The organism is Nitrosomonas sp. Nm33 (assembly GCF_900107265.1).
Lineage (GTDB): Bacteria > Pseudomonadota > Gammaproteobacteria > Burkholderiales > Nitrosomonadaceae > Nitrosomonas.
This window is the reverse complement of record NZ_FNPJ01000044.1, coordinates 1-26,325: the sequence shown is the minus strand read 5'-3', so window position 1 is coordinate 26,325 and position 26,325 is coordinate 1. Positions and strand designations below refer to the sequence as shown.

Sequence of the window (26,325 nt, the reverse complement as noted above, 5' to 3'; positions counted from 1 at the left end):
TCTGACTCCTCTAATGATGAAACTCTTTTCCAAATTCGCTTCATCATAAGGAATTCAGATTCCTTTTACTTCTTTTCTTATGTCGAACTCACGTTATCTAAGATACCTTTCTGATGATTTACTGTCGAGCTCTTCGAGAGCTCGCGCCAACTTGCTGAGCTCTTCATCAGAAATTTTTAATTTTAATGCTTCTACTACAATAATCTTAGCTATATCATCCCCAACTTGTCTCCAAGCTTCGGATGAAGCAGTCTTTGTAGGAATGTATGAAAAATAATCTACATCTGGCCACAAATTTAAAACTTTAGAAAATCCCTTGAGTACGTATGACATATATTATATTCCCACCGTCACCGAAATATTATCTCCTGAAATTACCATCTCTGTTCCTGATGGTAACTCTATCGATCTCGTAGCGTCTGTTGCCCGAAATTAGTATCTTTTTAATTATCGGCTTTCCACAAACCGCATAAAACACAAATAATAATTTTAGTTACAACACCTGCCCCAACGGTTCAGCCACCCTCACGAATTGCAAAACGCAATCCTTCCTCCATTGCGATCGGGGCAATAAGATTCACTGCCACCGAAATATTATCTCCCGGCATCACCATCTCAGTTCCTGATATCCCTTGAGTACATATGACATATATTATATTCCCACTGTTACCGAAATATTATCTCCTGAAATTACCATCTCTGTTCCTGATGGCAACTCTATCGATCTCGTAGCGTCTGTTGCCCGAAATTAGTATCTTTTTAATTATCGGCTTTCCACAAACCACATAAAAACATAAATAATAATTTTATGTTTTTATGAAAAGCTTAATATATATAATTCTATTTATTATAAATATTATCTTATTTTTTAAGATAAATTTATATTTTCTATCATACAGTATAAATCATAATTAATATTCATTATTAAGACACCCTGACATATCGCCAAGTTCACCTAAGCGCTTCATTAGTTCCGATCTAGGGCGTGTGGTCAATTAAGCCAGATAACGGAAGCGGCCATATAGATGGCGCCGAGGAAGGTTGAGGCGCGTTTATCGTATCTGGTTGCAATGGCGCGGTATTGCTTGAGTTTTTGGAAGAAATTTTCGATCAGATGCCGCCATGTATACATATCCTCATCGTATTCACGTTGCTGTGTGCGGTTGGATTTTGGCGGTATAACGGCCTTAACAGCTTTCTGATCAAGAAGATCAAGCACACGTTCAGCGGCGTCATAGGCCTTGTCGGCCAAAAACGCCTTTACTTTACAAAGGATGTCAGGCAATAAGGCGTCTGCGCCTTGTAGATCATGGGCCTGACCAGGCGTTAGATGAAAGCCAGTCGGATTGCCAAGGAAAAGGTGTCAGTCATTGTATCTTGCAAAATGAACGAATTAACCGACTAACAGTACTGTAATGAACATTAAAATACGCTGCAATTTCAAACATTGTGTAATGTCCCGTTTGGTATATTGCATTCATTGCCTCTCCTCTATCAGTAATGCCGGCAACAATTTCTTCCATTGGTTTCTTGGGCGATTTCTTCGATCGCTTAGTAATATGAATACTATCACTTTGTTTCAAACTAATATGATTTTGTACCTCATCAATAAAAGCATTATCACCTTTTAAGAAACAAATCTAACACGCTGGTTTTCCAGCAAATATTAAACGGTCTCAGGAACAGGGATAAGATTAAACTCCAGCTTCCGAGCGCGTACAGTTAGATGATTCAACACACGTTGACAGTATCGCTCTTCGTAGTAATCCTGCCCTTTATCGACGCACTTGGTTCCTTTCGTCAACATCGTATAGATCAAGCGTGCCTGTTTGTGTGCTGTCGCTGTGATTATCTTTGCCTTGTCGAGCAACCGCATAATCTCCTGCGCACTATGCAATGACTGACACCTTTATAAACACTACTTTGATTTAGAAGGGTGTGCCCAACTTTGAGTTAACCCACGCCCGCGGACGTGGTGCTGCCGAAGGCGGGGTGCATTGTCGTTGAAGGTGCTGGACGGAGCCACAGTCGCGGGCGTCGGGTTCAACGGCGAGTTAGCCACGTGTGAGTTCCAAGGCTAGTTCTTCAAGCTTTCGCACTATTGGGGCGAGAGGTATCCATTCTTTAGGCAGCTCGCCCCACCATCTGAACGTGGCTTGATTCATGCCTTTGGACACGGTGAGCGTGCTCGTAACTCCGTCATGGCCAAGCACAAATGGTGGCAGTGCAGGAAGAGAGACGTCGTCAAGAACCCTGAGAATGTCCAGGACCCGTGCCGCGTCGATGCGCTGACGTGGACGCTTTCTGAGTTCAGCCCAGGGAAGTAAATCCATCGAATGGCCCCGCTGAGCCCAAGCGAAATATTCACTTCCCTGGCACCGTTCGAGTACGAAGACGACATAGCCTTCCTTGAAGGCGGGTTCCACCTTGAATTCAAGTGCCAAAGTCATGGTTGAAGTGGTTAACTAGAATTAGACTTTCGAGATGACGCAACACATTACGTCAAGAATGACATCTAACACGACAAGGTACATGCTATCTCCTTATATTTTATAGAATTGCGTCGATTTAGCTTTCATCATAACAAACTTTGTTAGATCCACAAATATGATAAATAGGTTACGATTTCCGGGCCAGTATGTGATAAACCAGGACTCAAACATTACAGCTATCGTACCGAGCAATCTTATATTGCCTGGATAAAGCATTTTATTTTCTTTCACAATAAACAGCATCCCGATACGATGAGAAAAAGGGAAATTGAATCGTTTCTGATTTATCTCGCAGATAAACAAAAAGTTGCTGCATCCACACAAAATCAGGCGCTGTGCGCGCTGCTGTTTTAATACAAGGAAGGATTAGGCCGTGAATTAGCATGGCTTGAATCGATGCAGCGAGCCAAGCGCCCGGCACGGTTACCTATTGTTGTATTGTTGTGCTCACAACGCTGTGTTTCCCTCTATAGTGTGAGAATTCTCAGCAAATACGCAGCAATTGTTCTTCGCTCAGCCAATCGATTATCCCTTGGCCACCAAAATTCGTTTCCATCTGCATGAAATGATGAGGATTTTCGATCATTTCCCCGATAATCGCTGCCTCACTGCCTAGGGGATGCGCTTGCATTGCTTGCAGCAAAATGTCTGCCGCTTCAGGTGCGCAGATGGTGACTAGTTTATCTTCATTGGCAATATAAAGCAGATTAAATCCCAAAAATTCGCAGGCAGCTCTCACTTGCTCACATGGGGGAGTTTAATTTCATTCAGCATCATACCCACACGTCAGACTGGTGTGCAATCTCATTCAGCGTAGTCGCGAGTCCACCATGTGTTGGGTCACGCAGCACATGAATCGTGGAAACAACTTCGATCATGCTGGCTACCAATCCATGCAAGGCGGCGGTATTGGACTGAATAGTAGTATGAAAGGTGAAATTTTCGCGCAATGATAATATAGCAATGCCATGTCACCGAACGTGCCAGACACTAAGATCTTGTCACCAGCCGAGCACGTTCGGCTGAAATTTGAATACCATCCGGCACGATCCCTACACCGGTGGTGGTGAATATCCCATCACCTTTCCCTTGTTCCACTACTTTGGTATCGCCAGTAATAATGATATACCCGCATGTTGTGCCGCTTTTGCCATCGATTCAACAATGCGCTTGAGATCAGCCAGAGGGAAGCCTTCTTCCAGAATAAATGCACAATAACATAATCGCCAGGCTCATCATCTTCAACCAAAGATAGCGAAATCTCTCGGCGCACACCGCCCGGATTGACGATTGCATAATCTTCCGCGACAATTCCTTCCACGCAAGCAGGGAGAGCAAAACACATAATGAAATTAAATAATCAGACAATAATAATGTATTTAAACAGAACATCCACCCGGATTATTGCCAGATCACCTCCAAAAATATAGTAACGTGATTCACCGGTATTAGTCAGACTAGAAAAATTTCCTTTACCATCTTGTCATTTTTTTCAAATGTATAGCAGATTATTTGTATTAATTTTATGCTTGTTAGTGTCCAACCCATCCAGCGCACATGACCATATCTGGATTAATGTAGATACCCAAAATTTGACCTTATCAGTCATGAAAGGACTGGCGACACAAGCTGTTTTTGACAATATTGCAATTGGACGCTTTGGCGCCAGCAAAACCAGAATGATGGGTGATAACAGAACACCACTCGGTAGTTTCAGGATTGACCGGGTAAAAGAGCCAAGCCGTTACTACCGTTTCTTTGGCTTGGATTTTCCGAATCGAGAAGCCGCTGATCTCGCTCTGGCAGAAAACAGGATTACTAAAGAAACTTGGCAATCCATTATTAACGCAATTGAAACAGGAAGAACCCCTCCGCAGAATACTCCATTGGGCGGTCATCTGGGTATTCATGGACTCGGGCAAGGAGATCACGAGGTTCATGGGCTGTACAACTGGACAAATGGTTGTATTGCGCTAACTAATGCTCAGATTGATAAACTCAGCAAATGGCTTAAACCGGGGGTGGTTGTCGAAATTTGGTGAGAATCTGGTAGTTTCGATAAAGAGCAAAAAATATATTGAAGCAGTCAACACCCAATACCCCGGACAGGGTAAAAGTCTGAACTACCAGCATAATATCAGGTGGTCATTATTCCATTTCTAAATCAAACATGACGCAAGAGCGAGCCGCAGACAGTATAAATAATACGGCAAGGAGAAGCCAACAAAGTCAGGCTTGTTTTAGAAATGGAATTAGGCCACCTGCTAGAATATTTCGTTAAATTTCAAAGTTTATTTTGCTTTTAAGCGTACGATTGCAGCGTAGGGATCACTGAGATTTTTCGTTCCTTCCATATCCAAGATAGTGGTAGGTAGTGCATGGACCAGTATACCGCTCATCAAGTCGGGCGACCGCCCGGTATCACGAAAACATGCTGATTTTTGACTTCTGCGCCACTTTTCACCATGCTCATTCCTCACTCTCAATTTTTCTATAATCTGGGCTAGAAAAAAATTCCATTTGAGTCACTCGTCCATCTGATTTGACAACACGGTCGATTCTCCGTAACTTTATATTTGATGGAAAAGATAGGAGGAGCATTCTCATGACCTTTCTTAAACTAGTCCTCTTTTTCTTCTTCGTTTTACTCTCGCCAGACATTTGTGCACAACCAGTACCGGCAGCTAAGCCAGCGACAGCGACAACGACCACGACCACTAAGCAATCTACTGAATCACCCTCGTCAGAAGAATCACTGCATGAGCTTCTAGTTACTATCAAAGAAACTGAAAAAGAGCGCGCTGCTCTCAGTGAGCAATTGAAACGCACTTCCGATCCAGCAGGCGTGCAGCAAATCCAAGAACAATTAGAATCACTCAATCAACGTTTACTCGATTTGAAGAACTCTTTTGAGGAGATGGTAACTGGAGGGCTAAGTCTCGCAACATTAACCCGGAAGTCCGAGGAGGCCCTGTTTGACTGGCAAAAGGAATTAGAGAAGATCGTACGGCCACTACTGGATGAGCTAAAGCAGTTGACCGAGCGACCGCGCAGGATAGAACAGCTAAAAAGTGAGCAAATGGTGCAAGAAGATCGCTTGCAGCTCGCTGACACAGCAATTGCCAAATTGGAGAAGGCCCTTTCGCAAACCACGGCATCATCGGTCAAACGCGCTCTTAAAGAGCTGCTTAATCAATGGCAGGAGCAACGTGAAAATGCCGAAAACCGTTTACAGCGAATTAATACCCAACTGCAACGTTTAAGTACACCTAGTGACGAACTGGGTGAGGAATTCGTCGCCAGACTGCAAAAGTTTGCCAGCGGGCGTGGACTTAATTTAGTACTGGCGCTGAGTGGCTTTGTGTTGATCTATGTGGCGCTGATGGGCCTCGGGCGAATAATCAGCCGATTGCCAAGCCGAAAGCATGAACCTGGAACACGACGGCTTGCCCGGGCCATTGCCCTGTTGCTCCGGGCGCTGACTGTGATCCTGGCTTCGCTTATCGCCAAGCTTATTTTGTACGTTCGCGGCGACTGGCTGTTACTTGGACTCATGATTCTGCTGATGATCGGATTAACTTGGGGATTACAAAAGTCGTTGCCACGTTATATCCGAGAAATTCGCCTTCTGCTCAATATGGGCGGCGTCCGAGAAGGTGAGCGCATCCTATACAATGGGATACCTTGGAGAATTGCTTCACTTAACCTCTTTTCAACACTGTACAACCCTTTACTTCACGGCGGATTACTGCGTCTACCTATCGACCGCTTGGTGGATTTGCAGTCACGCCCCTATTCCCCGGAAGAACCCTGGTTCCCTAGTCAAGAGGGCGATATCGTTATCCTAGAGGGCGACATTTATGGCAAGGTATTGCTTCAAACCCCAGAAATAGTGCAAATTCAAATAATTGGAGCAACTACCACATTTAGCATAGCTGATTATCTTGGCAAAAATCCTCGTAACTTGTCGCGGGACGGTTTTGCGATACCGATCATCTTCAAGCTGGATTATCAGCATCAAGAGGTTATTCTGACCGACATTGTGCCGACACTACGTGCCTATCTGGAAGAGCAGTTAGCGCAACAATCCTTTCATCCTCATCTAACGGGATTGCTGGTAGAATTCAATGAGGCGACGAACTCTTCATTGAATCTGCTGATCGTTGGTGTGTTCACGGGCGCTGGCGCTGAAGACTACTGGTCGATCCACCGTTTCTTGCACCGCACCATACTCAGCGCCTGCAATCATTATAATTGGGTAATTTCATTCGATCAGTTGACGGTTCATTTGCCACCGGCGCAGCAGCCATTGCTACCTTTAGTCAATAATCCAACATAGCGCGCGTTGCTGACTGTTAATCAGTCCTGGCTGGTTCCAACGCTACGCTAGACAATAAAACCCAGCGGATCAAAAACGATCCCGCTTTCCCTCAACTCGGTCAGCTTTATATTCGCTTGATTGAGTGAGTGCTCTGCCGCGAACACACCCAATTCTCCAATGGATGTGCCTGAATTCAGCAAATCAATGTATGGCTGCGCCTGTTCCGCTGTTGGAGGTGAACCCATGAGGTTGTTCCAGAGTAATGAAGTCACTTGCGCGGGCGTATTTGCACCGGTTGCGGCGATAGCGAAGGCAGCGAGATCTTCATAGCCAATACCTTTATCCAACTCGGAAAGGCCGATTGCCTCATAATGGGCATTAGAAACGCTTCCCGCGCCAAAAACAGCTCCAATCAATTTCGCAACCATCCCAGCCGAACCATCTACATCGAGCGCAAAAGCCATATCAGCGAAAATGATTCGCTCGATACCTTGAAGTATATCGGTTCCTTCATTATTCGACGCTGTCCGTTGATCAATTACGATTAACTCACCGGCTGGCGAAACTTGGTGAGTAAAATTGGAGCGGGCACCACTGTAGAGGACATAATCGATTCCTCCACCACCATGAATAGTATCGTTGCCCAAGCCACCTTTGAAAATCTGTATATGTTGCTCACCCGACACCTCGCCCGTCATGCTGTCAGCGTCACCGCCGCCCAGCAGGACCTCAATGTTTTGGCCTTCTTTTGCATTCAAATTGTCATTGCCATTGGTGCCAGGGACAATATTCATATCCCGAAACAAAGTTTTCGCATCCAATTGAGAAGTTATAAATTCAATGCTTTTCCGGTAGCTGATTTCCGAGTCATCCAGCGGGATGAACAGTGCGTGTTCTGATAATCCATCATCATCGACCCGTACATTGATAATCGAACCACTAACTTCATATCCCCGTGCATCTCCTGCTATCACCGCTTCATCGTCATTATGACGAATATTGGCAAAGCGTTCTTCCGGTAATACTTGAAAACGATTGGTACCGGGCGATCCAAAAGTTATCCCGATATATCTGTCATCGGTGACACCATAGTCTTGCATGAAGAATTGCGCGGCTGCTCCCCCGAGGCTATGGCCAGTCACGAGCACCTGTTCAATACCTTGACTATTAATATAGTTGACAATCGCTCGAAGGAAACTGATTTCGTTATCGCTGCGAGGGTCGTTTAAAAGATCGTAGTAACCCTTAATGTTGAAAACATTATTATTCCAGTCCTTTCTGCCGTTTTCTGTAGAAAAATCATTAGAGCCCTCAAATGAAATGCCTAACGTGCGTTTGCCGCCCAGTATGGTTAAACCAACAGTTACCGAAGCATTTTCATTGTCATATCGCAACAAACTCCCGTTTATTGTGCTGAATCCCGGATCGTTTCCTGCAAAACCCAAAGCTGTCGCTTCTAAAGGTACCCAGCTTTGAATACGTGCATTCACAGTATCGATGACCGACTGATCGTCGAGATGGTTATCGGAATAGGCTCGTGCGGAAAGATTAAGCGCAGCAAGCATAATGTTGTCGGAAGTTGTTTTAAGTTCGGGAATGGAACTGGCACTTCCGGCTGTCATTGCCATCTTTTATCCTCCTTTATATGGAATCTCGCTAACAGTTACGTGGAAGCCTATAACGCATCTATAAAAAACCATTGAACTCAATCTATAGACCATTCTAAAAAACTGCTTTTAGGATCATATCGCCTGGATAAATTAAGTGATGACGCGAAGATATTTACCTACGCACAAATGTATTAATGATGACTTTACTTATTGATTCATAAATAAATTATTCAACCATCTGTCAAATTGCAGGTTCATATAAGCACTGGCTTGCGACCAACTTGTATGTAGTTACAGCATTCACTCAAAACGAAGTAACCCAAGATAAGTTGGATATTGACTATACCAACATCTCCATCAGCTTCCTGATGCGCTTGGCTCGCTCTGCCACATCTGGAATTTTTACCTGGACTTTCAGGCGATCTGGGCCGGCCAGGCTGTACTCTCGCCCACTCTGAATTAGCACGATGATTTTGCCCGCTTCCACAGGGGGGTTGGGCGCAAATTGAATGAGGATATTGTCAGCGCTGGCATCAATCCGCACAATGCCAAGCGGTTTGGCGGCAATGCGTAGCCGATGACAGTCCAGTAGTGCTCGGGCAGGATCAGGCAGCAAACCGAAGCGATCGATCAGTTCGCGGTGCATATCATCCAGTTGCGCATCATCGGTGCAATTCGCCATGCGTTTATACAGCACCAGGCGTTCATGGATATCATTGCAATAATCTTCTGGCAGCAAGGTAGGCACATGCAGTTTGATTTCAGTGGCAATGCCGAGCGGATGCTGCATATCTGGCTCACAACCTGCCTTGAGCGATTTGATCGCGTTCTCCAGCATAGTACTGTAGAGATTAAAACCAACTTCCTGCATTTCACCGCTTTGTGATTCACTCAGCACAGCGCCAGCTCCACGAATTTCGAGATCATGCATTGCCAAGTAAAAACCTGAACCGAGCTCTTCCATCGATTGAATTGCCTCCAATCTTTTTTTGGCTTGCGCACCAAGCGCTTCCTCATCTGGCGTCAGCAGGTAAGCATAGGCTTGATGGTGAGAACGCCCCACCCTGCCGCGCAACTGATGCAATTGCGCCAAACCGAATTTATCTGCACGGTGGATGATGATAGTGTTGGCGGTGGGAATATCGATGCCGGTTTCGATAATGGTGGTGCAAAGCAGCAGATTGAAGCGTTGCTGGTAAAAATCGCGCATGACGTGCTCCAGCTCGCTTTCACGCATCTGCCCATGGGCAATATGGATACGTGCTTCCGGCAGAAGCTGCATCAGCTTGTCATACATGTGCTGGATAGTGCTGACTTCGTTATAGAGAAAATAAATTTGTCCACCGCGTTTCAATTCCCGCAGGCAGGCTTCGCGGATAATGCCTTCCGAGAAAGAATGGACGAATGTTTTAATAGCCAGTCGTCTTTGCGGAGCAGTAGCGATGATAGAAAAATCGCGCAACCCTTCCAGCGACATAGCAAGCGTGCGAGGGATGGGTGTAGCCGTCAATGTCAGCACGTCCACTTCGGCACGCAACTTCTTTAACTGTTCTTTTTGACGAACACCAAAGCGATGTTCTTCGTCGATGATCACCAAGCCGAGATTCTTAAATTTGACCTTCTCCTGGATCAGCTTGTGTGTCCCGATGATGATGTCTACTTGCCCGTTGGACAGCCCTTCCAAAGCCTGCGCCTGTTCTTTGGCAGAACGAAAGCGTGATAGCTCGGCGATTTTCACGGGCCATTGATCAGTAATCAAGCCGAAGCGATCCGAGAAATTCTGAAAATGTTGCTCCGCCAGCAAGGTGGTGGGAACCAGCACTGCCACCTGTTGGCCATCTGCTACAGCAATAAAGGCCGCACGCAAAGCAACTTCGGTTTTACCAAAACCGACATCGCCGCAAATCAGTCGGTCCATCGGTTTGCCCGAGCTCAGATCGTTGATGACCGCTTCAATAGCCGCCGCTTGATCAACGGTTTCTTCGAAGCCGAATCCTTCTGCAAACGCTTCATAATCATGCTGTTTAAATTTGAAAACATGGCCTTGACGCGCTGCACGCTGTGCATACAGATTCAGCAATTCAGCTGCCGTATCGCGCACTTGCTGCATGGCCTTGCGCTTGGCTTTCTCCCATTGCCCGCTGCCAAGTTTATGCAAAGGGGCTGATTCAGGCGAAACCCCACTGTAGCGTCCGATCAGATGCAGTTGAGAAACAGGCACATACAGCTTGTCGCCATCTGCATATTCCAGCGCAAGGAACTCACTGGTTTGACCGGCTTCCCCTTCGCCTAGATCCATATTAACCAGACCGAGATAACGACCAATACCATGCTGCTCATGCACCACCGGATCACCGGGCTTAATTTCCGACAAATCGCGCAGCATGACGTCAGTCGAAGTAGTCTTACGCATCTCACGCTCACGTCGCCCATGTACGTGGGTCGCGTAAAGCTCACTCTCGGTAATCAATGCATAGCGGCCGGCATTGAGGATATATCCGTTATGGAGTGGCGCAACGCTCAGCATGAAAGGTTCGCCGCTTGTCCGAAATTCTGCATAATCTTTACAGAGCATCGGGAACAGACCATATTCATGCAGATATTCAGCCATCAATTCGCGTCGCCCCATGCTCTCAGCCAGTAATAAGATCCGCCCGCCCGATAGCGTAAATTCGGCAATAAATGCACTCAATTTTTCAAGCGGATTAGCCGCATGACGATCCACCCGCACGACTGGCAAAGGTTGGGTAAATGATTTAGTACTCAGGTCTTTGCCAGCCTGAATTTGAATGCGCGCATAAGGTTTCAGTTTGCCAAAAAAGCCATCGGCGGTCAGAAACAGCTCAGTTGGCGGTAGCAGGGGACGATTGATATCCCCGCGCAATAATTGGTAACGCGACTGGGTATCGCGCCAGAAATTTTCGACCACCGGATAAATGTCCTGATGCAGGCATAATAAGCTATTCTGAGGCAGATAATCGAACAAGGTAGCGGTTTGTTCGAAAAAAAGCGGCAGATAATACTCAATTCCTGCGGGCGTGCTACCTTTGCTGATTTCTTTATAAATCCGGCTGCGAGACGGGTCGCCTTCAAATTTTTCTCGAAAATTGATACGAAAGCGCGTGCGCCCTGTCTCATCCAATGGAAACTCACGCGCAGGCAACAATCTGATCTCTTTGACGGGATAAATACTGCGTTGGGTATCCACATCGAACGTCTTGATCGACTCTATTTCGTTATCGAGCAAGTCCATACGATAAGGCAGCGGACTGCCCATCGGGAACAAATCGATCACTCCCCCTCGTATGCTGTATTCACCTGGTGACAATACTTGTGTCACATGCGTATAGCCAGCCAAGGTCATCTGGCCGCGGAATATAGATAAATCAAGTACACTGCCTTGTTTGATAAAGAAAGTGTGAGCTGCCAAAAATTCCTTTGGCAGCATGCGATACAGGGCAGTCGTTACAGGCACAATTAATACATCACAGGTACCGTTCATGACCTGATAAAGTGTCGCGAGTCGCTCAGATATCAGATCAAAGTGCGGTGAGAAGGTGTCGTAAGGCAATGTTTCCCAGTCTGGCAGCAGATGTACGTTTAGCTCAGGCGCAAAAAATGGGAACTCTTCGAGCAATCTTTGTGCATCCAATGCATTGGCAGTAATGATCGTCAGCGGCTTAGCCGATTGCCCCGAGTGCGCCAGCTCGGCAAGGGCAAAGGTGTCGCCGGAACCGTCGAAACCGAAATAACGCGTCAACATTCCTGGCGCGGGTAAAGCAAGTTTAAATGGCATGATCTACAGCTTCATTTTCCAGATAATATTAGTGCGCACCCCAAACCGATCGCAGTAATGATCATGCCTAAAGCGCTGCGCTTGGCTAGCAGCGAACCACCAATAGCCAGTATCAATCCTAGCTTGAAGATGATATTTGAAATGACGGCCAGCGTAATGGCAGTTACTGCTTCCGTCGCCTGCAGCTTACCCAGATCAAGCAAGCGCAAACTACTGAGCGTGATGGCATCAACATCGGTCAAACCGGAAATGATAGCCACCATATAAAGCCCGCTGCTACCCGCAATGTCCGATAACCAGGCGCTCAGCAGCAATACAATTCCGTAAAGCATCCCAAACCCTGCCGCAGTAGTCAGTTCAGCCGGATTCCTGGTTTCTGGCATAGGCAGCTCTGCTTGCCGGGTTAGCTCACGCCACCAGAAAGCAGCGGCCATCAACCCAAGCATAAGACCCATCCCCAATATCGGCAACAATTTTGGCAATATGACCGGAGAAATGATTGCGCTGATGACGCTCAGTCTTACCAAAACCGTCAGGTTAGCAAGCAGAATCACCACCACCGCCAGTTTCGCCAGACTTGAATTATCTTTGCTATACCGCGTAAACACCATGGTGGTGGCGGTGCTGGACACCAGCCCGCCAAATACCCCCAAAAGGACGGTCCCATAACGCTGTCCGACAACACGCAATGCGATATAGCCCATCAGACTGACACCCGATATCAGGACGATCATCAGCCAGACTTGATAGGGGTTGATGGCATCGTATGGACCGTAATTCTGATCAGGCAAGATCGGAAGAATGATAAAAGTGAGCACGGCAAATTGCAGCATCGAAATCAGCTCACGTCGATCCAGATTCTGCGTCAGACCATGCAGCTCAGCTTTAAAGTACAGCAAAATGGTTGTGATAATGGCAAGCATGACCGCCAGCGTGGATTCCCCGTACCAGACAGTAGCCCCTAATCCATAACACACCAGGATAGCTGCAACTGTGGTGGTGCCTGGATCAGTCAATTCATCCAGCTTACGAAAATACGCAGCGATCATCATGATTCCCACCAGGAACAGCCCGCTCACTAGTAACCACGGCGAGTTTGTTTTTTGCGAAAGCATGGCGCTGAGTGTGCCAAACAGCGCTACTAGAGCGAAAGTCCGCAATCCCGCTCTTGCCGCCGGGCTACGCTGACGCTCCAGCCCAATCAGAAGACCAATGGCGAGACTGGTCACAAATGTAGTGAGATGCTCAAGCTCTCCCCCTGGTAAGAATGCATTATTCATATCATCATCGGGTCAATTGGGAACCAGTGTTCAAGGAGTAATTGCAGGGTAGTATTACCATTGTATTCATTGGCTTGGACACGAAAGACCGCGTTAATCATTGGCGGCAGCAACTCCGCCTGGAAAAACAATATGGCATCGTAGCTGCAGTGCGAATCAAATTTCTTCAATTTTAATTTTAAATGTTTCTCACCTACCACACGCTGGCTTTCCACGTAAAAATGGGCACTAAAGCTTGGCTCGGGAAAACCTTGCCCCCAGACACACTCAGCCAGCCAGTACGCCAGATCCAAATTTAATTCAGCCTCATCCAACTCCCCATCGGTCTCTATGACACGAGTTAAATCTGCAGGCGTCAGCAGTGCTTGCGTAATTTGCTCAAACGCATCCCGGAAACGCTCAAAATTTTGCTCATGCACAGTCAATCCGGCTGCCGCGGCATGACCACCAAATTTCAGGATTAATCCGGGATACCTTTTAGAAACAAGATCCAATGCATCGCGCAAATGAAATCCTGGAATTGAACGCCCTGAACCTTTGATTTCACCTTCATTACCTGGTGCAAAAGTAATTACCGGTCGATGAAATTTTTCCTTGATGCGCGAAGCGAGTAAACCGATCACACCTTGATGCCAGCTTGAGTCATACAAGCATAAGCTGTAGCAAGAGCCGGTTGCCGATTCCTGAGTTTCGACGACAGTTGCCAGTTTGCTTAACGCATCACTCTGCATATCTGCTTCGATTTCCCGCCGCTGCCGGTTCAGCTCATCCAGCTGGGCGGCAAGCTGACTCGCCCTGGATTCATCATCTGTAATGAGGCACTCGATGCCCAGGGTCATATCATCGAGTCGACCGGCTGCATTCAATCTTGGTCCAATGATGAAACCCAGTTCATAAGTGGACACCTGTCGGCAATCACGTTTTGCCACTTGTAACAGGGCATTAATACCGGTACATGCCCGTCCCTTGCGAATACGCTGCAAACCTTGCTGAACCAGGATGCGGTTATTGCTATCGAGCCTGACGACATCCGCGACCGTCCCCAACGCAACCAGATCAAGCAAACTCGCCAGATTGGGTTCTTTACCAGCGGCAATGAACGCACCCCGCTTGCGCAGCTCCGCGCGCAATGCGAGCATCACGTAGAAAATGACTCCTACGCCAGCAAGATGCTTGCTTGGAAAATTGCAGCCAGGCTGATTGGGATTGACGATAACTGCCGCAGCAGGTAACTGATCTGCCGGCAGGTGGTGATCGGTAATGAACACTTGCATACCCAGCTGATTGGCTTCCTGTACTCCTTCCACACTCGCGATACCGTTATCGACGGTAATGAGAATATCCGGTTGTCCAGCAGGAGACGTAGCCGCAAGATGCACGATTTCCGGCGTCAAACCATAACCATACTCAAAACGGTTGGGAACGAGATAATCTACGATGGCACCAAATTTTCTCAGTGCACGGATTGCCACCGCACAAGCAGTGGCACCATCTGAATCATAGTCCGCCACAATGAGCAAACGTTTCTGCCCGGCAATGGCATCAGCAAGCAGTGCGGCCATGCGAGAAACATTGTTTAACTGCTCAAATGGAAGCAACTGGGATAATTCTGTCTCAAGCTGCTGGGGTTGTTCAATACCACGCGCGGCATAAATACGTGCCAATACGGAAGGTAAACCGTATTGATTAAGCGTGTCAAAAGCATGTTGAGAAAAACTGCGGGTAGTGATGTTGGGCATTTGCCAGTTATTTTAACATCTGGCATTTTGAAACGTTAGTCCAGAAAAGTATTTTCCGCTAAGCTAATGAGTGGGTAGTTAGCTATATTAAAAATACAGACTGAAAAATTTCAAGAGCTTGGTTCCGCTCTTTCAACTTTTAGCAGATGCAAGCGGCGACTGTCGGCACGTAGCACCGTAAATCTGAAATTATCTATCACAATTGATTCTCCATTCTTGGGCAGCCGGCCAAATTTGCTGGTAACGAGCCCACCAATCGTATCAAAATCTTCGTCACTGAAGGTGGCACCCAGTGCCTCATTGAAACTGGCGACTTCCGTGATCGCTTTAACACGATAATAACCGCTGGTATCGGCTACGATGTTCGCTTCCTCTTCATCAAAGTCATACTCATCTTCAATCTCTCCCACGATCTGCTCCAGCACATCCTCGATGGTGACCAAACCAGCCACACCGCCATATTCATCTACCACGATGGCGATATGATTGCGACTACGGCGGAAGTCCTTGAGTAAAATATTGAGCCGCTTGGATTCAGGAATAAACACGGCCGGACGGAGCATATCACGCACATCGAACTCTTCTTCTCCTGCATAGTAGCGCAGTAAATCTTTTGCCAGCAGGATGCCAATCACATGATCTTTATTGCCATCAGTGACAGGAAAACGTGAATGTCCCTTTTCTATGACATTCGGAATGAATTCATCCGGTTTTTCACTGATATCAATGGTATCCATCTGGGCGCGCGGCACCATGATATCGCGCACCTGCATTTCGGATACGTGCATCACCCCTTCGATCATGGCCAGTGCATCGGCATCGAGCAAATTGCGCTCAAATGCAGAATGCAACAAAGTCACTAACTGCTCACGATCTTCGGGCTGGCGCAAAAGGAGTAAACCAAGATGTTCAAACCAGCTGATTTTAGGTGAGGAATTATTCATGATTAGTTTCATCATTGATTAATGTGTGTGCAAAACAGCGCTCTAAAAAACCTGAACTGTGAACGAAAGCTATCGCAACCTTATTGTTCATGATAAGGATCGGCGTAACCTAGTCGGGTGATAATTTCTGTTTCAAGCTGCTCCATGATCGCCGCATCTGTTTCATGCTCGTGATCATAGCCTTGCAAGTGCAATACACCATGCACTGTCAGATGGGCGTAATGCGCAGCCAAATCTTTTTGTTGTTGTTGTGCTTCGCTAATCACGACCGGCGCACAGAGCACAATATCGCCTGACAAGGGTTGCAGCTCATCGTATACGAATGTCAATACGTTAGTTGCTTTGTCTTTACCACGAAAATGGCGGTTGAGCTCTCTGCCTTCCTCTTCGTCAACAATCCGTAAAACAATCTCCGCACTCTGCATCAATGACGCATTCACCCATTTATGAAACTGCGACCGAGTAGGTGTTCCGGGAAATTTAGCGGCATATTGCAGCACTAATTTAAATTTTTTATGATTTGTAGCAGGTGAAGGTTCGGGAACCTTACTGGCGTTTTTCATGTTTCTCGTAAGCGTCGACAATACGCTGCACCAGCGGATGGCGTACGACGTCTTCGCTTTTGAAATGGGTAAAGGCTATCCCTCGTATCTTTCCCAAGACATGGTCTGCATCGACCAAACCACTTTTCTGATTCTTGGGTAAATCAATTTGGGTAATATCGCCTGTAATGACTGCTTTGGAACCAAAACCTATCCGTGTCAGGAACATTTTCATTTGTTCCGGCGTCGTGTTCTGTGCTTCATCCAGAATAATGAACGATTGATTTAAGGTACGTCCACGCATGAATGCCAACGGGGCAATTTCAATGGTATTACGTTCAAACTGCTTACCGGTTTTATCAAATCCCATGAGATCATAAAGCGCATCATAAAGCGGGCGTAAATAGGGATCGACTTTCTGCACCATATCTCCTGGCAAAAAGCCCAGGCGTTCACCCGCTTCGACCGCAGGCCGCACCAGGATAATGCGTGAGACCGTTTCGCGTTCCAATGCGTCAACCGCGCTGGCAACTGCTAGATAGGTCTTACCGGTACCTGCCGGACCAATGCCAAAGGTAATATCATGATCCTGGATTTGCTGCAGGTATTGCACCTGCCGTGGCGTGCGACCATGTAAATTGCTACGTCGCGTGATCAATTTTGGTACTGCTAACTCAGTAACCGTCGATTCATCCACTGTCGGCTGTAAAGAATGAGGCGCGTTGGTTAAACGAGGTGCGTTGGTTATCTCGATCAAACCGAGTTGCACTTGCTCTATACTAAGATGATGGTGTGACTGGTTATAAAAATTCTTCAGGGCTTGAACAGCAAGCTGCGTCTGATTTGCTTGACCATGTAGACTAAAATGTTCACCACGCCGTGCGATCACGACATCCAGCGCGTTTTCAATCTGTTTAAGGTTTTCATCTAGCGCGCCACAGAGATTGGCTAGACGTCGGTTATCAACCGGAGAAAAAGTAATCTCGACAGGTTTAGGTTTCAAAACTTTTGCTAAATAAATACGACGTATTGATTCTGGCAGGGGTTACGATAGATTGCAAGTGATAATCAAGCTTTCATCGACCACTTGATCGCTATTCATGGATAATTTCCCCTCGCAATGAATGAGAAAGTGCTGCTGTAATTCTGATATTTATAAAATGACCAACCAGTTCAGGCGCCGCTGCAAAATTGACTACGCGATTGTTATCGGTTCTACCACAAAATTCATCAAGGTTCTTTTTGGAAGGCCCCTCTACCAATACACGCTGACTTGTTCCCACCATGCCTTGGCTAATGGCTTGCGCCTGCTGAGCAATTTTTTCCTGTAAGCGATAGAGCCGCGCTAATTTGGTTTCATGAGGGGTATCATCAGGCAGATCAGCAGCAGGCGTACCGGGTCGTGGGCTGTAAATGAAACTGAATGATTCATCAAAATTCACGTCTTCAACCAGCTTCATGGTCGCTTCAAAATCGGCATCGGTCTCACCCGGAAATCCAATAATAAAATCTGAACTAATTGAAATATCAGGACGAACCGCGCGTATTCTGCGTATGATCGATTTATATTCGAGCGCGCTATAGCCACGTTTCATCGCTGCCAGAACCCTATCTGCACCAGATTGAACTGGCAAGTGCAAATGGCTGACCACTTTGGGTAACTTCGCATAGGCCTCAATCAAACGACTGGTAAATTCCCGGGGATGTGACGTTGTATAGCGGATACGTTCAATGCCAGGGATCTCATGGATATACTCAAGCAACAGTGCAAAATCAGCGATTTCACCATCATCCATTTTACCAAGATAGGCGTTGACATTCTGTCCGAGCAAGGTAATTTCCTTGATACCCTGCATAGCCAGTCCTGCAACTTCAACTAGCACATCATTGAGCGGGCGCGATACTTCTTCACCGCGCGTATACGGAACCACACAAAAACTGCAGTATTTGCTGCAGCCTTCCATGATAGAAACAAAAGCCGTAACCCCTTCTGTACGAGCAGGCGGCAAATGATCGAATTTTTCAATTTCAGGAAAAGAGATATCGATTTGCGGTTGACCCGTTGACTCCCGTTCCTCGATCAATTCCGGTAAGCGATGCAATGTTTGTGGTCCAAACACCAAATCCACAAAGGGAGCGCGTTTGACGATTTCTGCCCCTTCCTGGCTGGCCACACAGCCTCCAACGCCAATTAACAAATTCGGCTTGTTTTTTTTCAGGTGCCGCACTCGCCCGAGATCATGAAAAACCTTTTCTTGCGCTTTCTCACGAACAGAGCAAGTATTGAACAAGATCACATCAGCTTGATCGGGGTTATCGGTCAACTCCATACCCCTTGCAGCATGAAGTACATCCGCCATTTTATCCGAGTCATACTCGTTCATCTGGCAACCAAAAGTCTTAATATATAATTTATTACTCACGGAATATTACAAGTAGCTTAGCTGGAAATTGAATGGGTTATTTTGAAACGTCCGGTAAGTATATAACGGAAGAACGGGTGATTCCATCATCGATACTGCAGTAGAGACGGCTTGAAAGTACTTCATTTCTCTTAAAGCTACAAATCTATCGACCCCAACAAAGGGAAAAAGTTCTATGATTTCCTATAATTTAGAGCGATATAATCTCTTCTCTACTGTCGGTATTTTGCAAAATTATTCGTACTCTAAAAACACCTTCATTATACAACTCAATCGACTAGACAGGATGACCATGCCTCACCAATTCGATTTATTCACTGATGAAATACCCTCTGCTTCCAAGCAAACTGTAAACAACTCTACAACCGCACTGAAACTGACCACACAAGATTCCCAGTTAACGCCTGGTCAGCAGCGGTTCAACCGTTTACTCGAACGTATCGAGAAGCTCAAGAAACAGCTTCTTGAATTACAAGCCATCAGCGATGCACATCGTCCACTATACCACCAGACGATTGCACCGCTGCACGAGCGTCAGCGGGTGCTCACGCGTGAGATGGTGTTATGGCTGGATGAGCGATTGCAACGCAAGGGCTTAACCCCCACACAAAAACGTATCGCCACCACGATTCTATGCAATCTCTGTGAACAGCTCGCGGCGCATGGTGACGAGGAAATGCAAATTCTGCATGACAAACACAGCACCGCAAGCCTGGCGCAGAAAGAACAAGCCAGCATCATGGAAATGCGCGCGATGATGGAAGACATGCTAGGAGAACCCCTGGCTGACGATGACCCACTAGAAACCATGCAGGATGTATTTAACGCCGGCATAGCGCGATTCCGCGAGGCTGCCGCTGAAGAAGATGCACGCCAACAGGCCCGAACGAGCAAAAGAAAGCCCACTGCCGCTCAACTCAAGGCCGAGGCGGAACAACAGGAAGCAGAAACTACCCTGCGCAAGGTATTCCGCCTGCTCGCCAGCGCGTTACACCCTGATCGCGAAAACGACCCAGATGAACGTACCCGCAAAACGGCTTTAATGAGTGAAGCCAATGCTGCTTATGATCGCCGTGATTTAGTTGCATTGTTGCAGATTCAGCTGCGCACTGAACTCACTGACACTGCATCCATCGCCAAAATGGCAGAAGAAAAAATTGCCTCACTGACACTATTACTCAGACAGCAGGTTAAGGAGCTTGAAGACGAATTACATCATCGCCGTCACGCTGCACGCAACGAATTCGGCCTCGAGTTTTATGAAACCCTGAGTACAGCTCATCTAAAGCGCAACCTAAGGAGAGAGGAAGCCTCGCTCAAAGAAGATATAGATGCCATGCGGGAAGATTTACAACTGATACAAGACGACAAGTTTTTCAAACGCTGGCTAAAAGATCATCATCAGCTATCTCGCGCAATCTCTATTGATGACTTTGATGATTGAATAACTGATCCGTATAGGTATAAATAGAAGACAAACCTCATCAAATGATCATTCCTCCATTCAGCACCTTTGAGTTTTCCCCGCGCCTGCGGGGATAGTCAAATCAAGCCATTGGTGCATCCAGTCACAACAGATCTGCATAAATAGCGCAGTGATTCATTCATTTTAACCTAAAAGTGGTTTTTAGGTTAAACCACAAGCCAGATCGTCTTCCAGCTCCTTGATAAGCAAGGAAACAACTTTCTCACATGAGTGTGTTTCTTGGTAAACTTTGCGTTGACGCTGATAACTGATATTACGTTCTGCTACACGCTTGGCAAGTTGTTCAAAATATTCCGATTCTCCTATTTCACTGGCATAAGGTCGGATTTCAGTTTGCACTATCTGCCAAATTTCATAGATAGATTTGAATGAACCATTTTTATCGACTACACAGTTTGCTTTCAGCCCCAACCGCGAAGCCATATAATAATTGTCTTTCTCAATCCACCAGGGTAATGCATGGAGCATATTTTCAATGTTGGCTTCCTTCCTGGTGTGCTAACAGATAGGCTGCCAACACTCGAATAAAACTAGCGAGTTGCATTGACTCGGTAATAGTGGGTTGTGCGTCCATGACCCTGACTTCGACTGTACCCCACTGCGGTCGCACTCTGATATCCCAATGGATATCATTGATGGTTTGTATCATGCCAGCATTTTGCGAGGCTTTATAAAAATCCATGAGTTGATGCCAATCATTAAAACTTGGCGGTATACCATAACTACGACTAGCTGCTAGAATGCGCAGGCGATAGGAGACAAAGCCTGTGTCATAGCCGCGCCAAAAGGGAGAACTGGCAGAAAGCGCAATTAAGAGTGGCAGATAAGCCTTTAATGCACGCATCAGATAAATCGCTTCGGCTGTACCCTTGACACCAATGTGTACCTGAGTCGAGAAAGTGATTTGGGCATGACCTAAATAGCCCGTGTCCTTTTCCATTCTCAGATAACGGGGCAACGGGGTAAACAAAGCTAATTCCTTGTCAAAGGGATGGGTGCCGGCAGCACATAGCTCCATTCCCAGCGTAAAACAGGTCTGTTTCACTTCTTTGACAAGTTGTGCGAGGTGTTCATGGACCTCTGCCGTATTTTCACCGACCTTGGAAATCACCTCGACGGTATTTTGGATAAACTCCTGTTTAATATAGGGTGACTCTGGGAAACACTCGAGCAAAGACCCGATGCCGTTTATCAAGCTGAGATTTTCCTTATCGAGCAATTGCAGCTCGAGTTCTACCCCGACAGTTAATGGTTTTGAGGGAATGAATTCCAAAGTAAAATCAACTCAAATAGTCTTGTGCCGCCTCTCTGACGACTTCATCGAAAAATGCAGCTCCCACTTTCAATACCTCCTCATTGATATCAAATTCTGGACTATGTAACGGAATATATTCATTCTCATGCCGTCTTGCGCCAAAGCGTACATAGCAACCGGGTATTTTTTGCAGATAATAAGAAAAATCTTCTGACCCCATGCTCGGATGATCAAGGGTCATTAAGCCTGCGTGTCCGACCACTTTTTCAGCCGCACGATAGGCAATATGGCTTTCCCGTGTCGTATTGACAACAGGTGGGTAACCTTGTGTGATGTCAACGTCAACTTTGGCATTGTGTAATTCACCGATGGCTTTAGCCATACGCCTTAATCCCGTATGGATGTGATCACGCACTTGGGGCAAGGTGCTACGAATCGATCCCTCCAAGATAGCCTCCTCTGCAATCACATTAGGCGCACTACCCGCGTGAACCGTACCAATCGTCACCACGGCAGGATAGACTGGATTAATTTCTCGCGAGACCAAGGTTTGCATAGCAGTGATTAACAAGCCAGTAATCACGATGGCATCGGTCGCTTCATGCGGTCGCGCGCCATGCCCGCCTTTGCCTTTAATATGGATTTTAAAACGATCGGACTGGGCTGTGATCACCCCATCAGCCACCATGATTTCTCCCACACGATAGTGATGAGTCACATGTCCGCCAAATATCGCGCTGACCCCTTGCAATGCGCCCGATTCCAGCACTACCCGCGCTCCGCCCCCTTTTTCTTCAGCAGGTTGAAAAATAAACAACACGTGGCAAGGAGGAGGAAATGCTTTCAGCAGAGCAGCAGCACCCAGCACCATAACCATATGTGCATCGTGACCGCAGGCATGCATTTTACCTTTAATGCAGGAAGCAAAAGGCAAATGGGTGTTTTCAGTGCCAGGCAGCGCATCCATGTCTGCACGCAAAGCAATGGTCGGCGCCGCAGGATTCTCACATGACAGTTTGCCGATAACCGCATTGCCCGGGCCAGCATAGTCATAAGAAATACCCAATTTGGTTAATTGCCCCATTAATACTTTGGCAGTCTCGATTTCTTCAAAAGCTAGTTCAGGGTGACGATGCAACTTTCGTCTAATTTCTACCATCCACTCATAAAGATGTTCGGATTTATATTTCTCTATCATCAGCACCACTCCTTATGAATTGATTCTTTTTTGCTAACTGATTATCGCTCCGGCTTTGCCGGCAAAAATGGCATAGTGAGAACTATATCCAGCCTGATTTATTGGCTTAATTACATATTTCTCTTTCCTTACTAGTGCTTAATTGCATTAATTTATTACAAGCTTTCCGAGATCTATATTTATAAAAAACAGTTGGTTAGCCAAGATAATAAAATAATTTATTTTTGCAATTAAGCATCTCTAGCGAACCAATCATTATGTACAGGCTTCTGCTGTTCCATACCACTTTTGTCACTTTATTAAATTCGTCTCCTTTTCTTTCGCAATGCAATTCATTGTTTTTTTCCTTATTTAGGAAAAAAACAGGTTAAAAAAAATATAAATAAATTTTAAATAAAATCACAAGATTTTCATAATAAAAAAGCTACACTGTTTCAAACTGAGCATATAGACATGCAAGAGCAGGTTCATTATTCATAGCTCTAGATAAATGCTTGTCATATTTGTATTGCTGAGTTTTTATTGATCACATTTCATAAGGTTTTATGCACTAGTTGTTAATTGCGATTTTCTTAGAATAACCAAAATACATAAATTACAAATATTTTTTGGATATTTGACCTTAAAGGAGGCTGTAAAACATGATGAGGGATGATAAAAAAATAACCAGCATGATGATCAGTCTGGTTATTGGATTTCACGTAGGGGGAAGTATCTCTTTCGCTGCGGAAGAGCAGAAGACAGAAGGAAGAGAAGCTAAAAAATCATTATCTTTCAGTAGCAATACTATCGTTGCACAAGCACAAAATACGGAGACACAAAAAGATAAAACACTATCAGATTTTTTCAGAAATCTTTTCAGAGATGGTACTAGACGCAACGGCCCCCCATTCAATGTGGAGGAAGGGGTAGGAAGCACCCGGTTTGATTTTGATAGACTGACCGATCTTATGGAGAACCATAAAACCCCGCTTGCTGCCATGGCCCCAGATTGGCTCAATTTGGCTATTGAGCATCGGACGCGCTATGAAGTATATGATCATGGTTTTACAAGAGCTATTCCGGATGGTAATGAACAGATTCATCAACGGACCAGGTTCTTGTTCGAGGTCAAAAATATTATCGATCCTTTAAAATTTACGCTCGAGCTAACCGATTTCCGCGCACCGCTGGCGGAACATGGACAACAGCATAACCCGGTTTTTGCTGATCATTTTGACTTTACCCAGCTTCGCCTTGATCTAACGTCCAAGGATTTTTTAGGTACAGGTTATGGTGCAACATTCGAAGTGGGTCGTATGATTCTGGAATATGGGGAATCGCGCTTGGTCGGTGGACATCGGTGGGGATCCTTCACGCCTACTTTTGATGGGATACGATTTACATTAGGAAGCGATAAAGAGAAATGGGGTCTCCATATATTTGGCACACGACCTGTCCAACGTGAAGTGTCACAGTTAAACTGGAACACTCCCGAAAGCTATTTTTCGGGAGTACACATTACTAATCGTGATATGCGCTGGGCTAATTTTGATGCCTATTGGTTTCAATTAAATGAAGGTGATAATCTGAGGCAACGTAATTTATCCACGCCAGGTTTCAGGTTGTTTGCCAAACCTACCAGAGGCTCATTAGACTATGAAATTGAGTCGATGTATCAATTTGGGGATACCCGAGATCAAAGTGTTTTTGCGCATCGCCATCATGGAGAAATAGGTTACAGCTTTGAAACACCATGGCCTCTCAGGGTTATCTACCTGTTTGATTATGCATCGGGTGATCCTAATCCAAGCAAGAATTTTGACCTTCTGTTTGCAAAACGCCGGGTAGAATTTGGTCCCACTGCTACGTTTGGACCTTTTTTCCCTTCCAACCTTTTTTCCCCTGTAGGTTTTCGTATGAATCTTACACCGGTTCCCAATGTCAGGTTCATGATGTCCCATCGTGCGTATTGGTTGGCTGATAAACGTGGCGCCTTTGTAGGCTCCGGTCTGCAAGACCCAACTGGTAGAGCAGGAAGTTTTCTCGGACATATGTTGGATGTCAGCATAGGATGGGATCCTCAGTGGAGTTTCTTAAAACGTGTAAGCTTTGATATAGGGTTTAGCCATTTATTCAAAGATGATTTCTTTGATAAAGTTCCGAACGGTCCAGGAAGCAGAGATACCAATTTTGGGTATACGATGGCGACCATTAAGTTCTAAAATCCAGACCCTTTAATTACGAATAATTTCAAGCTATCTATCGAGAAACAAGCACGATTCAGTGCTCTGAGAGGGGGATTAGATCATGAAGGAATTATTCTGGTTTACGGGTGACTACGGGTGACTACGGGTGACAATGGTCACGGATAGAGCCGCTAATATCGCAGAGCACGCGGGTACTTGAAGCGTGTTGACGACCGGAAGGTTTTGAGTGGGGTCGTGCATGTTTTGAAAAGCGTCGGCAGATGGGCGGATGCTCCGCGAGAATACGGTTCAAAGAAAACGCTCTATAACCGCCTTGTTAGATGGACTGAACGCAGCGTCTGGAAAAGGATATTCTCTGCGCTGGCCGGAGCGGAAGGAGAATCGGATCGGTTGATGATCGACAGCATCTTTATCAAGAACCACCGATGCTCCGGCGGCGGAAAAGGGAGGCCTTCTTACATGCTATTGGTCGCAGCAAAGGTGGACGGATAACCAAAATCCACCTCGTGACCGACGGCAAGGGGCGTTCTTGTGTCATGATACTCGCTCCTGGCTAGGTCAGAGGCCACAAGGCTGCCTACACGCCTGTCTTGCTGCCATGCCGCCGTCAAAGGAGTTGTTAGTCGACAAAGGTTATGGCTGCAAGGCGTTCCGAGAGTGGCTTGTGCAAAGAGGAACAACGCCTGTCATTCCATCACGTCCCACCACGCAGAAACCGTAAAATCCACTATAGCTACTAGCTACGCAAGGCCATCTATAAACAACTCAATCTGATCGAATGCACCTTCGGCAGAATGAAAGACTTCCACCGCATGGCCATCCGCTTCGACCGCAACGTCAAAAACTTCCTTGCCACTTGCTGCATCCCGACTACCGTGGGACTAAACATCGAACTAACTTGATTAGCTTAAAAAGAAATAGATTTTACGTGCTATAAAGTGGTTTGCTGATTATAATTCTAATTTGCACTAGAAACTGCATTAATAATCCAATCCCAGCCGGTTATACTTTTGATTAAAGCCGGGGCATTTTCGAGATTACATAATGCAC

At 46.1% G+C, this 26,325-nt stretch carries 24 protein-coding genes and 2 pseudogenes; 7 read left to right on the top strand and 19 right to left on the bottom strand.

What is annotated here, in order from left to right; genetic code table 11:
• Positions 1 to 93: 93 nt before the first annotated feature.
• From BLV54_RS09900 to BLV54_RS09880, 5 genes and pseudogenes are all read right to left on the bottom strand, one after another.
• Entirely contained in the window at positions 94 to 333 is a 240-nt protein-coding gene (locus BLV54_RS09900) for a hypothetical protein (protein WP_090571257.1), read from the bottom strand.
• A gap of 182 nt (positions 334 to 515) precedes the next feature.
• Positions 516 to 623, bottom strand: a pseudogene (locus BLV54_RS09895) (elongation factor Tu); the annotation flags it as partial.
• 368 nt (positions 624 to 991) lie between these two features.
• Positions 992 to 1,339 (bottom strand): annotated as a pseudogene (locus tag BLV54_RS09890) (IS5 family transposase); the annotation flags it as partial.
• Positions 1,340 to 1,666: 327 nt separating this feature from the next.
• Positions 1,667 to 1,876 carry a hypothetical protein gene (locus BLV54_RS09885; protein WP_090571253.1) on the bottom strand — a complete coding sequence of 70 codons (210 nt, stop codon included), beginning with the start codon at positions 1,874 to 1,876 and terminating at the stop codon, positions 1,667 to 1,669.
• A 178-nt stretch (positions 1,877 to 2,054) separates the two neighbouring features.
• Positions 2,055 to 2,450, bottom strand: coding sequence for a hypothetical protein (locus BLV54_RS09880; protein ID WP_090571250.1), 396 nt, complete (start codon positions 2,448 to 2,450; stop codon positions 2,055 to 2,057).
• 174 nt (positions 2,451 to 2,624) lie between these two features.
• Here BLV54_RS09880 and BLV54_RS17310 point away from each other — a divergent pair, with 174 nt between their 5' ends.
• Entirely contained in the window at positions 2,625 to 2,846 is a 222-nt protein-coding gene (locus BLV54_RS17310) for a phage integrase N-terminal SAM-like domain-containing protein (RefSeq protein ID WP_090571248.1), read from the top strand.
• 130 nt (positions 2,847 to 2,976) lie between these two features.
• On the opposite strand, the gene BLV54_RS17110 is transcribed toward BLV54_RS17310, so the two are convergent.
• The 3 genes from BLV54_RS17110 to BLV54_RS17100 all read right to left on the bottom strand — a co-directional run bounded on the left by BLV54_RS17110 (position 2,977) and on the right by BLV54_RS17100 (position 3,837).
• Positions 2,977 to 3,231, bottom strand: coding sequence for an AIR synthase-related protein (locus BLV54_RS17110; protein WP_090571246.1), 255 nt, complete (start codon positions 3,229 to 3,231; stop codon positions 2,977 to 2,979).
• Positions 3,232 to 3,265: 34 nt separating this feature from the next.
• A complete protein-coding gene (locus tag BLV54_RS17105) occupies positions 3,266 to 3,442 on the bottom strand; it encodes a hypothetical protein (protein ID WP_176969735.1) in 177 nt (58 codons plus the stop codon).
• A gap of 128 nt (positions 3,443 to 3,570) precedes the next feature.
• Entirely contained in the window at positions 3,571 to 3,837 is a 267-nt protein-coding gene (locus tag BLV54_RS17100; RefSeq protein ID WP_090571244.1) for a HypC/HybG/HupF family hydrogenase formation chaperone, read from the bottom strand.
• A gap of 190 nt (positions 3,838 to 4,027) precedes the next feature.
• Between BLV54_RS17100 and BLV54_RS09860 the strand changes: the two genes are divergently transcribed.
• Positions 4,028 to 4,534, top strand: a complete 507-nt coding sequence (locus BLV54_RS09860; RefSeq protein WP_256329359.1) for a L,D-transpeptidase — start codon at positions 4,028 to 4,030, stop codon at positions 4,532 to 4,534.
• A 563-nt stretch (positions 4,535 to 5,097) separates the two neighbouring features.
• Entirely contained in the window at positions 5,098 to 6,831 is a 1,734-nt protein-coding gene (locus BLV54_RS09850; RefSeq protein WP_090571238.1) for an AAA family ATPase, read from the top strand.
• A 47-nt stretch (positions 6,832 to 6,878) separates the two neighbouring features.
• Here the strand turns inward: BLV54_RS09850 and BLV54_RS09845 are convergent, their stop codons facing one another.
• The 8 genes from BLV54_RS09845 to miaB form a co-directional block, all read right to left on the bottom strand.
• Positions 6,879 to 8,441 (bottom strand): lipase family protein, encoded by a 1,563-nt coding sequence (locus tag BLV54_RS09845; protein WP_090571236.1) that lies wholly within the window; start codon positions 8,439 to 8,441, stop codon positions 6,879 to 6,881.
• Between the two features lie 322 nt (positions 8,442 to 8,763).
• Positions 8,764 to 12,219: a transcription-repair coupling factor gene (gene mfd, locus BLV54_RS09840; RefSeq protein WP_090571234.1), complete on the bottom strand. Its 3,456-nt coding sequence runs from the start codon at positions 12,217 to 12,219 to the stop codon at positions 8,764 to 8,766.
• A gap of 11 nt (positions 12,220 to 12,230) precedes the next feature.
• The gene (locus BLV54_RS09835) at positions 12,231 to 13,499 is read right to left on the bottom strand and encodes an MgtC/SapB family protein (protein WP_090571232.1); all 1,269 of its coding nucleotides are present in this window, start codon (positions 13,497 to 13,499) and stop codon (positions 12,231 to 12,233) included.
• Complete coding sequence (gene recJ / locus BLV54_RS09830; RefSeq protein WP_090571230.1) at positions 13,496 to 15,238, bottom strand: single-stranded-DNA-specific exonuclease RecJ; 1,743 nt, start codon at positions 15,236 to 15,238, stop codon at positions 13,496 to 13,498. The genes BLV54_RS09835 and recJ overlap by 4 nt, the downstream gene beginning before the upstream one ends.
• Positions 15,239 to 15,348: 110 nt before the next feature.
• Complete coding sequence (locus tag BLV54_RS09825) at positions 15,349 to 16,182, bottom strand: HlyC/CorC family transporter (protein ID WP_090571228.1); 834 nt, start codon at positions 16,180 to 16,182, stop codon at positions 15,349 to 15,351.
• 80 nt (positions 16,183 to 16,262) lie between these two features.
• Positions 16,263 to 16,745, bottom strand: coding sequence for an rRNA maturation RNase YbeY (ybeY, locus tag BLV54_RS09820; protein ID WP_090571226.1), 483 nt, complete (start codon positions 16,743 to 16,745; stop codon positions 16,263 to 16,265).
• Positions 16,729 to 17,727, bottom strand: coding sequence for a PhoH family protein (locus BLV54_RS09815; RefSeq protein WP_090571224.1), 999 nt, complete (start codon positions 17,725 to 17,727; stop codon positions 16,729 to 16,731). The genes ybeY and BLV54_RS09815 overlap by 17 nt, the downstream gene beginning before the upstream one ends.
• Positions 17,728 to 17,818: 91 nt before the next feature.
• On the bottom strand, positions 17,819 to 19,147 hold the full coding sequence (miaB, locus tag BLV54_RS09810; RefSeq protein WP_090571222.1) for a tRNA (N6-isopentenyl adenosine(37)-C2)-methylthiotransferase MiaB: 1,329 nt from the start codon (positions 19,145 to 19,147) through the stop codon (positions 17,819 to 17,821).
• Positions 19,148 to 19,439: 292 nt separating this feature from the next.
• Between miaB and BLV54_RS09805 the strand changes: the two genes are divergently transcribed.
• Positions 19,440 to 20,591: a hypothetical protein gene (locus tag BLV54_RS09805; protein WP_090571220.1), complete on the top strand. Its 1,152-nt coding sequence runs from the start codon at positions 19,440 to 19,442 to the stop codon at positions 20,589 to 20,591.
• Positions 20,592 to 20,774: 183 nt separating this feature from the next.
• Here the strand turns inward: BLV54_RS09805 and BLV54_RS09800 are convergent, their stop codons facing one another.
• From BLV54_RS09800 to BLV54_RS09790, 3 genes are read right to left on the bottom strand one after another with little or no spacing between them, the layout of a single operon-like run.
• A complete protein-coding gene (locus tag BLV54_RS09800; RefSeq protein WP_090571218.1) occupies positions 20,775 to 21,101 on the bottom strand; it encodes a glutamate--cysteine ligase family protein in 327 nt (108 codons plus the stop codon).
• 4 nt (positions 21,102 to 21,105) lie between these two features.
• Positions 21,106 to 21,906 (bottom strand): carboxylate-amine ligase, encoded by an 801-nt coding sequence (locus BLV54_RS09795; protein ID WP_090571216.1) that lies wholly within the window; start codon positions 21,904 to 21,906, stop codon positions 21,106 to 21,108.
• A gap of 7 nt (positions 21,907 to 21,913) precedes the next feature.
• Positions 21,914 to 23,086 (bottom strand): M20 metallopeptidase family protein, encoded by a 1,173-nt coding sequence (locus tag BLV54_RS09790; RefSeq protein ID WP_090571214.1) that lies wholly within the window; start codon positions 23,084 to 23,086, stop codon positions 21,914 to 21,916.
• Positions 23,087 to 23,727: 641 nt separating this feature from the next.
• Between BLV54_RS09790 and BLV54_RS09785 the strand changes: the two genes are divergently transcribed.
• From BLV54_RS09785 to BLV54_RS15590, 3 genes are all read left to right on the top strand, one after another.
• On the top strand, positions 23,728 to 25,290 hold the full coding sequence (locus BLV54_RS09785; RefSeq protein WP_256329356.1) for an alginate export family protein: 1,563 nt from the start codon (positions 23,728 to 23,730) through the stop codon (positions 25,288 to 25,290).
• Between the two features lie 180 nt (positions 25,291 to 25,470).
• On the top strand, positions 25,471 to 25,767 hold the full coding sequence (locus BLV54_RS17305; protein WP_090571212.1) for a transposase: 297 nt from the start codon (positions 25,471 to 25,473) through the stop codon (positions 25,765 to 25,767).
• A 37-nt stretch (positions 25,768 to 25,804) separates the two neighbouring features.
• Positions 25,805 to 25,996, top strand: coding sequence for a hypothetical protein (locus BLV54_RS15590; protein ID WP_143032475.1), 192 nt, complete (start codon positions 25,805 to 25,807; stop codon positions 25,994 to 25,996).
• Positions 25,997 to 26,325 lie beyond the last annotated feature (329 nt).

Excerpts from the sequence above, each read along its gene's own strand:
- BLV54_RS09790 (WP_090571214.1), bottom strand. The coding sequence starts at position 23,086 with ATGATAGAGAAATATAAATCCGAACATCTTTATGAGTGGATGGTAGAA.
- BLV54_RS09785 (WP_256329356.1), top strand. The coding sequence starts at position 23,728 with ATGATGAGGGATGATAAAAAAATAACCAGCATGATGATCAGTCTGGTT.
- BLV54_RS09880 (WP_090571250.1), bottom strand. The coding sequence starts at position 2,450 with ATGACTTTGGCACTTGAATTCAAGGTGGAACCCGCCTTCAAGGAAGGC.
- ybeY (WP_090571226.1), bottom strand. The coding sequence starts at position 16,745 with ATGAAAAACGCCAGTAAGGTTCCCGAACCTTCACCTGCTACAAATCAT.
- BLV54_RS09850 (WP_090571238.1), top strand. The coding sequence starts at position 5,098 with ATGACCTTTCTTAAACTAGTCCTCTTTTTCTTCTTCGTTTTACTCTCG.
- BLV54_RS09805 (WP_090571220.1), top strand. The coding sequence starts at position 19,440 with ATGCCTCACCAATTCGATTTATTCACTGATGAAATACCCTCTGCTTCC.
- BLV54_RS09825 (WP_090571228.1), bottom strand. The coding sequence starts at position 16,182 with ATGAATAATTCCTCACCTAAAATCAGCTGGTTTGAACATCTTGGTTTA.
- mfd (WP_090571234.1), bottom strand. The coding sequence starts at position 12,219 with ATGCCATTTAAACTTGCTTTACCCGCGCCAGGAATGTTGACGCGTTAT.
- BLV54_RS09900 (WP_090571257.1), bottom strand. The coding sequence starts at position 333 with ATGTCATACGTACTCAAGGGATTTTCTAAAGTTTTAAATTTGTGGCCA.
- BLV54_RS09845 (WP_090571236.1), bottom strand. The coding sequence starts at position 8,441 with ATGGCAATGACAGCCGGAAGTGCCAGTTCCATTCCCGAACTTAAAACA.
- recJ (WP_090571230.1), bottom strand. The coding sequence starts at position 15,238 with ATGCCCAACATCACTACCCGCAGTTTTTCTCAACATGCTTTTGACACG.
- BLV54_RS09885 (WP_090571253.1), bottom strand. The coding sequence starts at position 1,876 with ATGCGGTTGCTCGACAAGGCAAAGATAATCACAGCGACAGCACACAAA.
- BLV54_RS09800 (WP_090571218.1), bottom strand. The coding sequence starts at position 21,101 with ATGCTCCATGCATTACCCTGGTGGATTGAGAAAGACAATTATTATATG.
- BLV54_RS09835 (WP_090571232.1), bottom strand. The coding sequence starts at position 13,499 with ATGAATAATGCATTCTTACCAGGGGGAGAGCTTGAGCATCTCACTACA.
- BLV54_RS17100 (WP_090571244.1), bottom strand. The coding sequence starts at position 3,837 with ATGTGTTTTGCTCTCCCTGCTTGCGTGGAAGGAATTGTCGCGGAAGAT.